At 42.3% G+C, this 14,915-nt stretch carries 14 protein-coding genes; 7 read left to right on the top strand and 7 right to left on the bottom strand.

The genetic code is table 11. From position 1 onward, the window contains the following. The first annotated feature begins 144 nt into the window (after positions 1-144). Positions 145-894 (top strand): FixH family protein, encoded by a 750-nt coding sequence (locus GLW00_RS17895; RefSeq protein ID WP_160916380.1) that lies wholly within the window; start codon positions 145-147, stop codon positions 892-894. A 50-nt stretch (positions 895-944) separates the two neighbouring features. Here GLW00_RS17895 and typA read toward each other — a convergent pair whose 3' ends face one another. Beyond that, a complete protein-coding gene (gene typA / locus GLW00_RS17890) occupies positions 945-2,786 on the bottom strand; it encodes a translational GTPase TypA (protein ID WP_160916378.1) in 1,842 nt (613 codons plus the stop codon). Positions 2,787-3,101: 315 nt separating this feature from the next. On the opposite strand from typA, the gene GLW00_RS17885 reads away from it, so the two are divergent. Further along, positions 3,102-4,040, top strand: coding sequence for an RluA family pseudouridine synthase (locus GLW00_RS17885; protein ID WP_160916376.1), 939 nt, complete (start codon positions 3,102-3,104; stop codon positions 4,038-4,040). Positions 4,041-4,072: 32 nt separating this feature from the next. Here the strand turns inward: GLW00_RS17885 and GLW00_RS17880 are convergent, their stop codons facing one another. Beyond that, a complete protein-coding gene (locus tag GLW00_RS17880) occupies positions 4,073-4,372 on the bottom strand; it encodes a 4a-hydroxytetrahydrobiopterin dehydratase (protein WP_160916374.1) in 300 nt (99 codons plus the stop codon). A 15-nt stretch (positions 4,373-4,387) separates the two neighbouring features. Next, positions 4,388-6,160 carry a M3 family oligoendopeptidase gene (locus GLW00_RS17875; protein ID WP_160916373.1) on the bottom strand — a complete coding sequence of 591 codons (1,773 nt, stop codon included), beginning with the start codon at positions 6,158-6,160 and terminating at the stop codon, positions 4,388-4,390. A 634-nt stretch (positions 6,161-6,794) separates the two neighbouring features. Here GLW00_RS17875 and GLW00_RS17870 point away from each other — a divergent pair. Both GLW00_RS17870 and GLW00_RS17865 read left to right on the top strand, forming a co-directional pair. Beyond that, on the top strand, positions 6,795-7,715 hold the full coding sequence (locus GLW00_RS17870; RefSeq protein ID WP_160916500.1) for a TIGR03571 family LLM class oxidoreductase: 921 nt from the start codon (positions 6,795-6,797) through the stop codon (positions 7,713-7,715). Between the two features lie 24 nt (positions 7,716-7,739). Continuing rightward, positions 7,740-8,441 (top strand): DUF5694 domain-containing protein, encoded by a 702-nt coding sequence (locus tag GLW00_RS17865; RefSeq protein ID WP_160916371.1) that lies wholly within the window; start codon positions 7,740-7,742, stop codon positions 8,439-8,441. A 62-nt stretch (positions 8,442-8,503) separates the two neighbouring features. Here GLW00_RS17865 and GLW00_RS17860 read toward each other — a convergent pair whose 3' ends face one another. Next, positions 8,504-10,129 (bottom strand): BCCT family transporter, encoded by a 1,626-nt coding sequence (locus tag GLW00_RS17860; RefSeq protein WP_160916369.1) that lies wholly within the window; start codon positions 10,127-10,129, stop codon positions 8,504-8,506. A 221-nt stretch (positions 10,130-10,350) separates the two neighbouring features. Between GLW00_RS17860 and GLW00_RS17855 the strand changes: the two genes are divergently transcribed. Next, positions 10,351-10,656 (top strand): hypothetical protein, encoded by a 306-nt coding sequence (locus GLW00_RS17855; protein WP_160916367.1) that lies wholly within the window; start codon positions 10,351-10,353, stop codon positions 10,654-10,656. A gap of 2 nt (positions 10,657-10,658) precedes the next feature. On the opposite strand, the gene GLW00_RS17850 is transcribed toward GLW00_RS17855, so the two are convergent. From GLW00_RS17850 to GLW00_RS17840, 3 genes are all read right to left on the bottom strand, one after another. Further along, a complete protein-coding gene (locus GLW00_RS17850) occupies positions 10,659-10,913 on the bottom strand; it encodes a hypothetical protein (protein WP_160916365.1) in 255 nt (84 codons plus the stop codon). Between the two features lie 198 nt (positions 10,914-11,111). Beyond that, complete coding sequence (locus tag GLW00_RS17845) at positions 11,112-11,534, bottom strand: hypothetical protein (RefSeq protein ID WP_160916364.1); 423 nt, start codon at positions 11,532-11,534, stop codon at positions 11,112-11,114. Positions 11,535-11,673: 139 nt separating this feature from the next. Next, the gene (locus tag GLW00_RS17840) at positions 11,674-13,101 is read right to left on the bottom strand and encodes an aldehyde dehydrogenase family protein (protein WP_160916362.1); all 1,428 of its coding nucleotides are present in this window, start codon (positions 13,099-13,101) and stop codon (positions 11,674-11,676) included. 148 nt (positions 13,102-13,249) lie between these two features. Between GLW00_RS17840 and purU the strand changes: the two genes are divergently transcribed. Further along, positions 13,250-14,146 (top strand): formyltetrahydrofolate deformylase, encoded by an 897-nt coding sequence (gene purU / locus GLW00_RS17835; protein WP_160916360.1) that lies wholly within the window; start codon positions 13,250-13,252, stop codon positions 14,144-14,146. Between the two features lie 126 nt (positions 14,147-14,272). Further along, positions 14,273-14,767, top strand: coding sequence for a L,D-transpeptidase family protein (locus GLW00_RS17830; RefSeq protein WP_160916358.1), 495 nt, complete (start codon positions 14,273-14,275; stop codon positions 14,765-14,767). The last annotated feature ends 148 nt before the right edge of the window (positions 14,768-14,915 follow it).

Below are 14,915 nucleotides of genomic sequence, written 5' to 3'. Positions count from 1 at the left end.
TCCAACAGCTCCCTCTCTTTTTTTTCCTCATGTATTGTCACAAGATAGTCTAAAATTAAGCAGGAATGTCAAAGCTTTAAATGATATCCTAATTGTAGGTTTGGACAACTAAAGGCTCCAATACACAGATAAAGGAGATGCCATATGAAAAAAGTATTATTATCCATTATTTTCTTACTTGTAATCAGTGCTTGTTCTTCAAATAATAACGAACAGGATTCCACCGCCGCTGAGGAAAATAACAAGGTGGCTGAAATTCCTGAAGTACAAGTGAATTTCGAGCATGAGCCACTCCCTGCAAACGACGATACCACTATTCAAGCAATTGTCACTCAGGGCGGAGAGCCTGTCCCGGATGCAGAGTATGTGGAATTTGAGATTTGGTACAGTGAAGAGGGGCAGGATTCATCTGACACGATTAAAGCAAAGCATACAGAAGATGGAGTTTATACCATCAACTACAGCTTTGATAAAGAAGGCACATACCAGGTCATCGCCCATACTCAGGTTGGAGACCTTCACACGATGCCGCAAAAAGAAGTAGCAGTCGGACAACAGGCAGAAGCCAGTGGGCACGACCATGGAGATAGCAGTGGGAAGTTTATGGTCCACTTGATGACAGAGCAGACTTTTAAAGCTGGAGAAACATCGACGTTGACAGCACATATCAACCATATGGAAGAGCCTTTTTCAGAAGCACGTGTACGCTACGAAATTAGTTCTGATTTAATGGAAAAACATACCTACATCGATGCCGAAGAAGAGGAACCTGGAGAGTACACAGCGAATTATACATTCCCTGAAACTGGTTCATACACCATCAATATTCACTATGAGAAACCTGCAGAAGAGATCCACGGACATCAAAAAGAGATGCTCGAAGTAGTCCAATAAAAACAAAGAAAGCCCGGGGCCTACCAATAGGCCCCGGGCTTTCTTTGTTTTTAAACTTCTGTATTTTGAAGCTTTTTCTTCTTCGCCATTTTTTCACGTTCGTTCTTATTCAAGTATTTTTTACGAAGACGAACATTTTCAGGTGTTACCTCGCAATATTCATCATCATCAAGATACTCAATGGCTTCTTCAAGCGTCATTTGACGAGTTTTCTTAATTGTATTCGTCGTATCTTTGTTCGCTGAACGGATGTTGGTCAAATGTTTCTCTTTTGTGATGTTAACGGTAAGATCGTTTTCACGGTTGTGTTCACCAACGATCATTCCTTCATACACTTCTGTACCAGGTTCAACGAAAATGGTTCCGCGATCTTCAAGGTTCATGATTCCATAAGTGGAGGCTTTCCCTTTATCAAGAGAAACCAGAACACCTTCACGACGTCCACCGACTTGACCTTTTACAAGTGGGGCATAGCCATCAAAAGTATGGTTCAAGATTCCGTAGCCACGTGTCTGCGTCATGAACTCTGTGGAATAACCAATCAGACCACGAGATGGTACTAAGAATTCAAGACGGACTTGACCATTCCCATCATTGACCATGTCCTGCATTTCACCTTTACGGTAACCAATCGATTCCATAACCGCACCTTGGTATTCGGCAGGAGTATCGATTTGAACACGTTCTACCGGTTCACACGTTTGTCCGTCGATCTCTTTCAGGATAACTTTCGGCTTGGAAAGTTGAAGTTCATAACCTTCACGACGCATGTTTTCCACTAGGATGGAAAGGTGAAGTTCACCACGTCCAGAAACCGTAAAGGCATCCGGAGAATCTGTTGGATCGACACGTAGGCTGACATCCGTCTCAAGTTGTGTCATCAAACGCTCTTCGATTTGACGGGACGTTACATATTTACCTTCACGCCCGGCAAACGGACTGTTGTTAACAAGGAATGTCATTTGTAGTGTCGGTTCGTCAATACGAGGGATTTCCATCGCATTCTGGTGTTCAGGTAGACACACCGTTTCTCCGACGTTGATATCTTCCAAGCCGGCAAGGGCGATAATATCTCCCGCTTTGGCTTCTTCGATTTCAACACGTTTCAAACCGATGAAACCGAACAACTTGGAAACACGGAAATTCTTCACCGATCCATCCTTTTTCATCAAGGATACTTGCTGGCCTACTTTGATTGAGCCATTGAAGACACGTCCAACTCCGATACGGCCAAGATAATCATTGTAATCAAGCAGCGTCACCTGGAATTGTAACGGATCTTCTTTTGTATCTACAGGAGCAGGGATGTTGTTCATGATCAATTTGAAAATCGGATCCATTGTTTCCTGCTGATCCTCTGGTTCATCTCCTGAAGTTCCGTTTAATGCAGAAGCATAAACGACTGGGAATTCCAGCTGCTCATCATCAGCGCCAAGCTCGATGAACAGATCAAGAACTTCATCGACAACCTCATCCGGGCGAGCATTCGGGCGGTCGATTTTATTCAAAACGACAACCGGTGTCAGTTTTTGTTCCAATGCTTTTTTCAACACAAAACGTGTTTGAGGCATACAGCCTTCATAAGCATCAACTACAAGAAGTACACCGTCAACCATCTTGAGAATACGTTCCACTTCTCCACCAAAGTCAGCGTGACCCGGTGTATCTAGAATATTTATACGCGCATCATTATAATTGATGGCGGTATTTTTGGCTAAAATCGTAATGCCGCGTTCTTTTTCCAAATCATTAGAGTCCATAGCGCGCTCATCGACATGCTCGTTATCACGGAAAGTTCCGGAATAGTGAAGCATTTGGTCGACCAATGTTGTTTTTCCGTGGTCAACGTGCGCGATGATCGCTATATTACGAATATCGTCTCTGTGTTGCATGAAGCACACACCTCTTTCGTATCACAAATTATTCAACCCTTCTATTATAACATAGTTCTATTACCATAGATACCAGCTTTACATATCGTTAACATCAGGAGTCTAAGTGCACCCTGTTAACTAGCTAGCAGCTCCACTGTTATAGTCTTACCTTTTAAGCCTCCCCCCATTTATTCCCAGATGCACAAGGAACAACATAGAGGTCATTGCGTAAACGGTACAGGAAAGAGTACAATATAGGGCAGTTCGTACCTGGTACCAATATGTACGATTAACGCCCCGGGTATTCAGTATTTTAGGAAATTAGGTGTAGAAATGAAGACGAAACGTATGGGAGATTGGCTTGAAGTCATCATCCCTGATCAGTGGGAAGGGTTTACGGTCGAAAAAATTCTGAAGAAGGAATGGAATGTACCAAGAAAGTTGATGCATAGTTTCCGTTCCAACAAAGAAGTAACTTTAAACAATGAAAACCCTCATTGGAAAACGGCAAGAGTCAATAGTTGTGACATTCTTCGCGTCCGGCTTTTTCGCCCGCAAACACTGGAAGTTACCCCGACATATATGGATATTGACGTCATCTACGAAGATGATCATATGCTGGTAGTCAATAAACCTGCAGGTGTGTTCACACATCCGAATACACCTCATGACCATGATACTCTTGTAAATGGAGTAGCTTTTTATTTTCAAATGAATGGCATTGAGGCAACGCCGAAATATGTCCATCGTCTGGACCGGGATACTTCGGGAGCCATCCTTTTTGCTAAGCATGATCTTGCTATTGCCATGCTCGGAAAAGAGTTACAGGAGCGTAAAATTAAAAGAACGTATTTAGCTTGGGCACACGGGAAGCTGAAACCACGTCACGGCAAAATCGAGCAACCGATTGGTAAAGACCGCCACCATCCTGTAAGAAGAAGAGTCTCGCAAGGGGGCCAGCATGCGGAAACGCATTACGAAGTTCTCTCATACGAAGGCTCTTATGATGCTTCTTTAGTGAAATTACAGTTACAAACCGGCAGGACCCACCAAATCCGAGTCCACCTGAGTCATATCGGCCACCCGCTCCTAGGCGATGAAATGTACGGAGGAAAAGGAAGCATCGATTACAAACAAGCTCTTCATGCTGCGAGGCTTACGTTGATTCACCCGTTCACAGAAAAGGAAATCCAGTGTCTTGCCATGCCAGCAAAAGACTCCCCCTTATTTACAGATGAACAAGTGAAGTCGTTAGACCAAGCCTCATCATAAAAGAAGCCGCTCCCGAAAGGAGCGGCTTCTTTTCATTTGATTGAATCATAGAGTTCATCATATTTCACCGCACAGGAGAGGTCAAGTTCTGTGAGCCCCTTGGCATTCCAGGAAGTAAGCTTCAAGGTCACCATTTTATAGTCAATGCTGATGAATGGATGGTGTTGAATATCCTCAGAATATTCAGCGATATGATTGACGAACTGGACGCCCGTCAGGAATTCACCAAACCGGTACCGCTTAACAATGAATTTTTCATCCGTAAGCTTCCAACCGTCTAACTGTGAAACCCGTCGTTCCTTTTCTTCTTGCGGGATCAACTTTTCTTCCATCGTTCTCTCCTCCTCTTAAACTAAATCCATGAATGACTCAAGGTCAGAAAGGCACAATTCCAATGCATGCACCCAGAAATCTTTCTCTTCTAAATCTACATCCAAATGTTTCTTCGCAAGATCCTCCACAGCCATCCTTCCTGTATCCTGCAGCAAGGCGATATAGCGATCTTCAAACGCTGGACCAACTTCAAGGGCCTTCGCGTAGATTCCCATGCTGAAAAGATACCCAAAGGTGTATGGGAAGTTATAGAAAGGGACATCTGTGATGTGGAAATGCAACTTGGAAGCCCAGAAGGTCGGATCATATTCATCTAACGTGTGTACGTAAGCTTCTTGCTGGGCCTCTGTCATCAACTCGTTCAGCCGCTCTGTTGAAACGACCCCCTGCTTGCGCTCTTCATAAAAACGCGTTTCAAATAAGAACCGTGCATGGATGTTCATGAAGAAAGCGACACTACGCTGGACTTTATCTTCTAGTAAAACCATTTTTTCAGCTTCCGTAGACGCCTCTTTAACGGCCGCATCCGCTACAATCATTTCTGCGAACGTCGAAGCTGTTTCCGCAACGTTCATCGCATATCCTTGATTCAGCTCGGGTAATTCATTCATGACATGCTGATGATAAGCATGACCAAGTTCATGCGCTAGTGTAGCTACACTGGACGGACTACCTGAATACGTCATGAAAATTCTTGTTTCCCCACTGTCGGGGAAACTTGTACAAAAACCACCCGGTTGTTTTCCAGAGCGATCCTCTGCTTCAATCCACCTTTTTTCAAAAGCCATTTCTGCAAAATCCGCCATTTTAGGACTGAACTTCCTGAACTGTTGGATAATGAACTCAGCTCCTTCTTGGAAGCTCATTTTCTGATCGGCCTCTCCGAAGGGGGCTTCTACGTCATAAAAGCTCAAACGTTCAAGCCCTAACTTCTCTGCTTTCTTTTTCATATAGGGAACGTAATGATTTTTATATTCCGTAATCGTCTCCCACATGGCATTTAGTGTTTTTTCGCTCATTCGATTGTAGTCGAGAGGCTCTTTTAAAACATTCTCCCATTTGCGGCGTTTGTAAGTCTGAAGTCTGAAACCGGACAAATGATTTAAGGTCTCCGTGAACAAGTCCGAAGCCTCTCCCCAAGTTTCCTGCAGTTTATCAAACGCTTCTTTCCTCACCGAACGGTCCGGGTTGTCCAGGCGATTAGATGCTTGTCCCACAGATAACTTTTCCCCGTTCATCTCAATGGATAACTTCGCGACAAGGGCATCATACATTTGTCCCCACGCATGATAACCATCCACGCCCAAGTCGTTGATAAGAGATTCTTTTCCTACTTCTAATTTGTCCTTTGCAAGAGAACGCCTCTCATTCAAAACAAAAGAAATGGCTTTAAAAGGGGCCTGATTCAATAAGGATTTCCATACATCATCATCTACTTGAACAAACACCTGGTCCATTTCAGTTAGAGCGTTACCTAAACGCGCACCCAACTCACTTCTTTTCGATTGCCACATGCTTGCTTTTTTATCCTGGACATTTTGTGCACTTAAACAGCTCACAAAGGCCCCGAATTCACTCAATTGCTTAGATACTACCTGCAAAACCTCTACAATTTTGTTGAGTTCTTCTGTTTGATCTGTATTTTTTGGAGGTGTAAACGTACGAATGGCTGCCTCCAAATCATCCATATATCGTTCGGTTTTCCTTACATAATCCTTCAACTCTTCTGAATCACTTCCTCCTTGGAAAATGGAGTCTAAATCCCAAGTCAATGCATAAGTTCCCATGATGACTTCCCCTTTCTTCTATGTAGATTCTTCCATTAAAAGGTCCTATACCATTATATCAGAATTTTCTAACCTTCTCTTATATCGCTCAGTTTCCCATATCCCTCATATTTTGTCATATTTGGTTGAAATGTTTTTGATATGTTATTGTAATACAAATGAAACTTTTCTAAGTATTCAATCGTATTACTAAGTAGAATGTATTTATTAGTCCGATCTGTTCTTAATACCAGTCATTCGAAAGGGGATTATTATTATGAAAAAAAGAATTGAATACGATGCCACGGAGATTGCAAGTGTTGCAGGAGGATCGACGATTCTAACCGTTCTTCTCTATCTAACCATCTATATATTATAATCATCCTACAAGCTCCCATCCTACGGGAGCTTTTTTTATTAGCCCGTCCTTTATATAAGCTCGCTTTCCAGCCACCCCTGACGCTCAACCCGGGAAACGGACCCTGGAAAGTCTCGAAACTGAGTCTTCAACAATTCTGCCAATTAGTTGAGTAACTCTGCTTCATGTGTAACCTTTTTGGTTAGTTTTCCAGGGAATTTCTCATTATAATAGGAAATAGTCGATTAAAGTGAAGGAGGATTCCGTTTGTTTCAAGACCATCACGGGTATCAACGCATGCTGCAACCAAACAAAATCACATTCGGCTTGACCATTCCCATAGAAAATTATCACCAGTCCCCTCCAGAGATGAACAATCAAATACAAATGGCGCAACTAGCTGAAGAACTAAACTTTCATTCTCTTTGGTTCCAGGACGTTCTATTAGAAGATCCAACGTTTGAAGACCCGGCGACAGGGCAGATTTTCGATAGTTTGATCTACTTAACGTACCTTGCTGCCCACACGAAAAAAATCAACTTAGGGACAGCGGCCCTGGTCATGCCACTCCGCCATCCTTTAAGGACAGCAAAAGAAGTAGCGAGTATTGAAAAACTTTTTCCTGAGCGACTGATGTTCGGGATTTCTTCAGGAGATCGAAGAAAAGACTTTGAAGGGCTGGATATCCCTATTATGGAGCGGAGTGAATGGTTCAGAGAAGCATTCCATGTTTTCAATGAGTCCATATACAATGAATTTCCGGAAATTCGCTCTTCTTTCGGCAAGATGAATCGTTCAAACATTGTACCAAAGCCCGAAAAGCGCATTCCTACTTTTATGACAGGCTATTGCCAACAGACACTAGACTGGGTTGCTGAACATGGAGATGGATGGATGTTTTACCCCCAACGGCCCACCCAGCAAAAAGAAACGATCTCTCAGTACAGAGAAAAAGTGAAGCATTACCACGGCGAATCAGCCTTCCGTCCGTTCTTTATGCCACTTCCTTTGCAGCTCGAAGAAAATCCGGATGCTCCTATTGAAAAAATACCTGCCGGATATAAAGTAGGGAGAAACGGATTGATGGATTTGATTGAGCAGTATCGTTCCATCGGCGTTAATCATTTAATGTTCGGTTTATCCCAAAATAAAAGACCTGTGAAGGAAGTGGTGCAAGAGCTGGGAGAAGAAGTCCTCCCTGCATTTAAAATCAGATAATCACAGAATGAAAGGGAGATTTATTTGACCAAACCGGAAATATTACTCGTTGGAACTTTTCATATGTCCATGAATCCTCAAATGGTCAATGAACAACAGGAGGAAATACACGAAATTGTTCGTTCACTGAAAGAATTCAAGCCTACGAAAATTACCGTCGAAAAACCTTTCTTAATAGAAGAAGAGCTGGATCGTAAATATAAAGCTTTTAGGAATAACACCCTCACGCCCACCTTCGATGAAGTCGAACAATTTGCTTTTCGCCTTGCCGATGACTTGGATCTACCTTCCATTCACCCTATTGATGAAGTGGTAGACATGTCCAAGCCGACATTAAACCAAGTCTTTAAATGGGCGAAAGAACATCAACCTTCCTTGTTCAATGAAATCATGGAAGTTCAAAAACGACTCAAGTCGATGGAAAACAATGAAACTATAAAAAGCATTCTTCAATATGTGAATGATCCAGAATATAGGAAAGAGCTTCAAAGGGTCTATATGAAGTTAGCACGAGTCGGTGACCGACAGCATCAAGTGGGGGTCCATTGGCTAAAGCAGTGGCATCATCGTGATTTGGCGATTGCCGCCAATATATCAAGAATATCCGGGAAGAACGACCGCATTCTCGTTCTCATCGGCGGAGATCACCTGCACCTTCTGCAGCAGTTCTTAATAGACAGCGGTGATTTTAAAGTGTGTTCTGCAAGTTCCTATCTTCCCATCTGATGCTTACTCCAAAGCATAATAAAAGAGGTTCCCCAAAATACACAGGGGAACCTCTTTTCACATTAGTCTTGATCAGGTTTATCTTCGAGGGCTTCCAGAGCCGAGCGTTTTTTCTTCTTCTTGCGGTTTTTCCAACGCTTAATATGAATCGTGCTTGGTTCATAATCATCCGATTCTCTAATATCTGTGTTGGAGGCTTTCATGAACGACCATGCGAGTAAGAACATAATTACAATTAGAGGGAACCCACCTACAATACTCGCCGTCTGTAACGTCCCTAATCCACCAAGAAACATGAGAGAAAGCGGCATTAAGCACAAAGCAAAAGCCCAGAACAGACGGTTCCAACGCAAAGGTTCCCCTTCTACATTCTTCTGCACGACTGAAGCCAGAATGTAAGAAGATGAATCAAATGTTGTGGCAAGGAAAATAATCGCAAGCACTGTAAAGACCAGTACCATGAACTTCGCTAACGGAAGCTGGTTGATGATTTCAATAATGGTCGCAGGGGCACCATTCGCATCCATAAACGCAATTGCATCGAACTGCCCTGTTAACTGCATGTAAAGACCGAAGTTCCCCATAATTCCGAAGAAAAGGATACAACCTAGTGTTCCGTAGACCATTGTTCCAAGTACCATCTGACGAATGGTCCGTCCTCTGGAGATACGTGCAACAAACAACCCAACAAAAGGAGCATAAACAAGCCACCAGGCCCAATAGAAAATCGTCCAGGACTCTGGGAATCCCGTTTCTTCAAACTGGCCTAGGTTTCCAAAAGGTTCCATCCATGTGGCCATCTTAAAGAAGTTGTCCGCGAGAATCCCCAACGAGTTAAATGTTGTTTCACTAATGAACCGTGTCGGTCCAAATATAAAGATGAATGCAAGCAAGAAAATTGACAGCCACAAGTTTACATCACTGAGAACTTTGATTCCCCGCTTCAGCCCGGAGTAAGAGCTGATGGCAAAAATCAACGTACACAATAACATAATGGCTGTTTTCATACCTAAGTTTGCAGGGATACCTGTTAGACTATTGATACCCTCAGCAATCATAGGTGTCCCGAGAGCAAGGGTCGTGCCTGCGCCTCCCAATAAACCGAACATGAATAAAACATCAATAACGTTTCCAAGAGGACCGTCAACCGAATCACCTAAAACCGGTCGGACAGCTTCACTTACTTTAAGGACAGGTTTTTTTCGCACATAATAAAAATAAGCGATTGGCAGAGCTGGCAATGTATAAATCGCCCAAGCAATCGGACCCCAGTGAAAAATTCCATACGCTGATGCCCACTGAATCGCCTCTTTAGATTCTGGCTCAATTCCAAATGGAGGTCCTTGATAGTAATAAGCCCATTCAATAACCGCCCAGTACAAAATACTGGAACCGATCCCGGCGGCAAATAGCATGGCTGCCCATGAGAATGTATTAAACTCAGGCTTTTCACCTTCATCCCCTAGTTTAATCGATCCATTTTTACTAAAAGCCACATAAACAAGGAAAGCGAAAATAACAAAGCCCATAATCATATAAAGGACACCAAAGTTTTTCGTCATGAACGTATTAGCTTGTGATACAACTTCTTTACCAGCATCTGGGAAGATAATTAGTGGTAACGTGACACCCAGCAACAACACCAGAGCACCGATAAAAGTTGGCCAATCGATTAATTTTGTTTTCAAATGACATACATCCTTTCCACTTCTTCTTGATTTAGTTTGTTCTGCGTGAGGTAATTCATTCAGCTTTGCGAGGTTATGTACCGGAGAAAAACACGAGCTTTATTCTAACAAGTGTAAAGACAGAAGGCAAACGGGGATGTATGTTCAATACCCTATCTAGTAAAAAATTAACACGATTCCTGTCGTTATTTGACAAAAATAAAGAAAAAGTGGAAAGTTAAATGAAAGATACCACAGAGATGAGGTGGGAAATCGTGTCCGAACAGAAGAAAAAGTGGGATGATTTTATAAATCCTTTATACTTCCCACTCTTCACAGCCTTACCCGTGGAAGGTTGGCTTACATTCAAATCTTCTCCCTTTTCCGGAGTTGAAATAACATTATATATCATCGGTGTGCTTTTTTTAGTTTTTGCAGGGACCGTCGAAACGAACAGTGAGGAAGGAAAACACAGAGCCATCGGTTACATTTACTTAGTGTCCGCCTTAGTGTTTGGGGGTATGGGGCTGTTCAAATGGCTTGCCTGAAGCTAAATGAAAAACAACCACGGAAGAATCATAGGAACCAAGATGATGATGGTGACTATTAACCACGCACTTGGATTTTCACTAGTCAGTTGTTTTCGATAGGACATGCCCCACGCTAAAAATAATAGAGCTGTCATCATAATGCTTCGCAAATGGAATTCCCCATCTTTATTGTTCATGAAAATATAGACGGCACCTTCGGCTAAAATCAGAATGCCGACGATAATATTAAAAATATGTGTAAACCATTTATTCATGGATCACAACCTCCTTTACATCCTCTATTATCATTATCCTTTCCAAGTATATTACAACCTCATCCCTAAGGAAAAGAACCAAAACATCTATATACAGTGCCCCCTTTCCAATCTTCCTCCCACTTTATAAAACCATATGGCAGGATGGTTGAGGATGGAAAAATAAAAAAAGCCTGCTGGAACAGCTGTTCCAACTGGCTAGAGTGTTTCGATTAATCCCTTAAGATCCTTAGTCATTTCATACATTGTGCCACTGTCACGGAGGATTTCCCAATAACCTTCATAGAAAAACACCTCTAACAAGGTATCTCCTTCGGACGAAAGCTTAAGTGCCCCTTCTACTTCTGAGGTTAAGGAAGACTCTTTCAATGGCGGACTGTTTTTCATTTCTTCCAGGAACTTTCGGACCTCCTGTTCCTGCTCCAGTTTGTATGTTGTTCTTTCTGTTTCTAAATCATAGTAGGTAATCGTGACAGGTCTTTCATATTCAGTCCAATGATAGGGAGTGATGTGATCCTGGTTGAAAGCTATAGGATTAAAAAAATACCTTTGATCGATGTATATGTAGGCACAAAACACGACAAGGATAAGACTACCAATAATGAACCATTTCTTTCTCATTCCCCCACCTCTTCACAAATTCCATGCGTCTGCATCTATCCTGTATACGCATAAAATGAGGGCGAGGTTTCATCTTTTCAAAATAATTCCTTTTTCACAAAGAAAAAAAGGCGGAATCAGATTTCCGCCTTTCTCTTTCTTATAATTTTGGATAACCCAAGACTGTTTTCACTTCTAAATATTCTTCAATACCATAATCGCCCCATTCTCTTCCAATACCAGACTGTTTATATCCACCAAATGGTGCGGCAAAGTCTGCTTCCGCATCATTGATTTTCACTCGGCCCGCTCGGATGCTGGATGCAACCTTTGCCAGGGTCTGTTCATCTTCACCAAAGACATAGCCTGCGAGTCCATATTTCACATCATTGGAAAGTTCAATGGCTTCTTCAATCGTGTCATAAGTGATCAAGCAGGTGACAGGTCCGAAGATTTCTTCTTGCGCAATGACCATATCGTTATTCACATCTGTGAATACGGTAGGTTTGGCATAATAACCTTTATCTAATCCATCAGGCTTCCCTGTTCCTCCTACCAGAAGAGTGGCGCCTTCTTCCTGTCCTTTTTCAATATACGATTGAACAGTATCCCATTGTTTTTTAGAAACCAATGGACCAATATGATTATTTCCTTGAGGATCCCCGACAGGGAATTCAGGAAGTACTTTTTTAACAGCTTCTTCAAATGAATCTTTCATAGATGAAGGTACAAGTACCCTTGTGGCAGCAGAACAAACCTGTCCACTGTTTGTAGCAATATGGCTGACAGCGGCCCTTGCTGCTTTTTCAACATCAGCATCTTCAAGCACGACTAACGGGGATTTACCTCCCAGTTCCAGTGCAACGTTAGCAATGCGTTCAGATGCATTCTCCATGATTTTCTGACCTACAGCACCAGAACCTGTAAAGGATACAAAGTCAATATCTGGATGCGAACTGATACCATTACCGATGACAGAACCTGATCCATTCACTAAGTTGAATGCTCCTTTTGGTACGCCGACCTTATCAAAGATTTCAGTTAAAATAATAGCCGCAAAAGGGGTCAACTCTGCCGGCTTGGCGACTACGGGGCTTCCCGCAGCAAAAGCACTGGCAATTTTTGTTGAAATTTGGTTTGTTGGGAAATTCCATGGTGTAATTAAACCACTGACACCTACGGAATCCTTCATCACCGTGTGGCCTCCACGATCTTCAATAAATGAGAAATCTCTTAATGATTCTGCGGCTTGTGAAAAATGATTGTATCCCATCATGTAATGTACGTTTTCTGAGATGGATTTTGGAGAACCCAACTCTTGTGTAATTGTCTCGATAATCTCTTCTTTTCTGTTCTCATATTCTGCAGCTATGTCTTCAAGCATTTTTATTCTTTCTTCTTTAGAGGTTTGAGAGAAAGATGGAAAAGCATCACGTGCCGCCTGAACCGCCTTATTTAAATCCTCTTTCGTACCAAGACTAATGGTACCAATGACTTCTTCCGTAGCAGGATTGATTACATCTTCTGTTTCATTGCCGGTGGACTCTACCCATTCACCGTTTATATAATGCTTCAAATAGTTACGCATTTTCATTTCTCCTTTATATCAAGAAATTTTATATCACGCCTTACATGGTGAATGTATCCGAATTCTCCCAATTCGAAACATACGGCTGCTTTCCAAACGGCTTTCACTCGACTATAATGGGGAAAATAATAAGGAAGGATGAGTGTTGATGACTTCGACCAACCAGCAAATTCAACATTACTTGACCAGGAATGAGGATAAAGCACGCTTACTCGTCAGTTGCCCAGATAAGCCAGGAATCGTTTCCAGTATCTCGACATTCCTCTACGAACATGGGGCAAACATCGTGGAATCAAATCAATTTACAACAGATCATGAAGAAGGAACCTTTTTCTTACGCATCGTATTCGCAGCAGAAAATATGAAGTCCAGAGAGCAAACGATGAAAGCAGGTTTTCACACCCTTGCAGAACAATTCGAAATGACCTGGCGAATGACTTTTCTCCATGAATTGAAGCGCACGGCTATTTTTGTATCCAAGGAACTTCATTGCTTGCGTGAGCTTTTATATGAATGGGAGAGTGGGGACCTCGTAACGGACATTGCGCTTGTTATCAGTAACCATGAATCTGCAAGAGAAATTGTCGAGTCTTTCGGAATCCCTTTTTATCACATTCCGGCAAACAAAGACATCCGGGAAGAGGTAGAAGAAAAACAGCTGGATTTGTTGGAAGAATACAATATCGATTTGATTATCCTAGCCAGATACATGCAAATCCTCACTCCTAAGTTTGTAGACAGTCATCCATCCAAAATCATCAACATTCACCATTCCTTCTTGCCCGCATTCATTGGTGCTAACCCGCACAAACGAGCTTACAAACGTGGGGTCAAGTTAATTGGTGCCACCTCCCATTATGTGACCGACGACCTTGATGAAGGACCAATCATTGAACAGGATGTGATTAGAGTCGATCATAGAAACAGTGTGAATGACCTCAAGAAGAAAGGGCGGCTGATTGAGCGGAGCGTGCTGAACAGAGCCGTCAAATGGGCCCTTGAGGATCGTGTCATCGTTCATAAAAATAAAACCATCGTCTTATAAGATCGAAATGAACAATAAGGACCTGACCGGCTGTGTCAGGTCCTTTCTTTTGACAGAATAATTGATGGGAAAGTCCCCTGAATTCCTACATAAAATAGGTTAACCATCTTTAAAGGGGGGACAGGGATGATCCATACCGTAAAACCAGGGGAAACATTGGCACAAATATCAAGAGATTATCGTACACCGTTGAGGGATATTCTTGCAGCAAACCAAATCGCAAACCCGAATATGATTTTTCCAGGGCAACAAATTAACATTCCAGGCTTTCCGAACCCAGATACCATACCTTATCGAATTGATATATCCACAATCAAACGGCAATTGCGATTGTATAAAAATGGCGCCTTGCAAAAAGAGTTTCCTATTGCCGTTGGAAAAATACTTTCAGCGACCCCTGTAGGAAACTTCTTCATAATCAACAAAGCTCCAAATCCTGGTGGTCCTTACGGGACGATGTGGATGAGTCTATCCAAGCAGCATTATGGCATTCACGGGACAAACAATCCTTCCTCAATCGGAAAAGCTGTTTCCAAAGGATGTATCCGCATGTTTAATAAAGATGTGGAAGAGTTAGCAAGGACGATTCCAATAGGAACGCCGGTTACTATTCATCCTTAAATAGAAAAAAACCGGTGGATGTAGAGTGACCTAATAAAATGAGACTTAATAAAACACCTTCAAAGTTGTAATACTACTTACACTTGGAGGTGTTTTTCTTATGGGTAAAAAAGTTCATTATCCTGAAGAAGTTAAGAAGAAAGTTGTT

The sequence above is a fragment of the Halobacillus litoralis genome, assembly GCF_009856445.1.
GTDB classification, from domain to species: domain Bacteria; phylum Bacillota; class Bacilli; order Bacillales; family Halobacillaceae; genus Halobacillus; species Halobacillus litoralis.
This window is presented reverse-complemented; position numbering and strand designations above follow the sequence as displayed.

Excerpts from the sequence above, each read along its gene's own strand:
- GLW00_RS17845 (WP_160916364.1), bottom strand. The coding sequence starts at position 11,534 with ATGAGAAAGAAATGGTTCATTATTGGTAGTCTTATCCTTGTCGTGTTT.
- GLW00_RS17855 (WP_160916367.1), top strand. The coding sequence starts at position 10,351 with ATGAAAGATACCACAGAGATGAGGTGGGAAATCGTGTCCGAACAGAAG.
- GLW00_RS17850 (WP_160916365.1), bottom strand. The coding sequence starts at position 10,913 with ATGAATAAATGGTTTACACATATTTTTAATATTATCGTCGGCATTCTG.
- GLW00_RS17880 (WP_160916374.1), bottom strand. The coding sequence starts at position 4,372 with ATGGAAGAAAAGTTGATCCCGCAAGAAGAAAAGGAACGACGGGTTTCA.
- purU (WP_160916360.1), top strand. The coding sequence starts at position 13,250 with ATGACTTCGACCAACCAGCAAATTCAACATTACTTGACCAGGAATGAG.
- GLW00_RS17830 (WP_160916358.1), top strand. The coding sequence starts at position 14,273 with ATGATCCATACCGTAAAACCAGGGGAAACATTGGCACAAATATCAAGA.
- GLW00_RS17875 (WP_160916373.1), bottom strand. The coding sequence starts at position 6,160 with ATGGGAACTTATGCATTGACTTGGGATTTAGACTCCATTTTCCAAGGA.
- GLW00_RS17895 (WP_160916380.1), top strand. The coding sequence starts at position 145 with ATGAAAAAAGTATTATTATCCATTATTTTCTTACTTGTAATCAGTGCT.
- GLW00_RS17885 (WP_160916376.1), top strand. The coding sequence starts at position 3,102 with ATGAAGACGAAACGTATGGGAGATTGGCTTGAAGTCATCATCCCTGAT.
- typA (WP_160916378.1), bottom strand. The coding sequence starts at position 2,786 with ATGCAACACAGAGACGATATTCGTAATATAGCGATCATCGCGCACGTT.
- GLW00_RS17870 (WP_160916500.1), top strand. The coding sequence starts at position 6,795 with ATGCTGCAACCAAACAAAATCACATTCGGCTTGACCATTCCCATAGAA.
- GLW00_RS17840 (WP_160916362.1), bottom strand. The coding sequence starts at position 13,101 with ATGCGTAACTATTTGAAGCATTATATAAACGGTGAATGGGTAGAGTCC.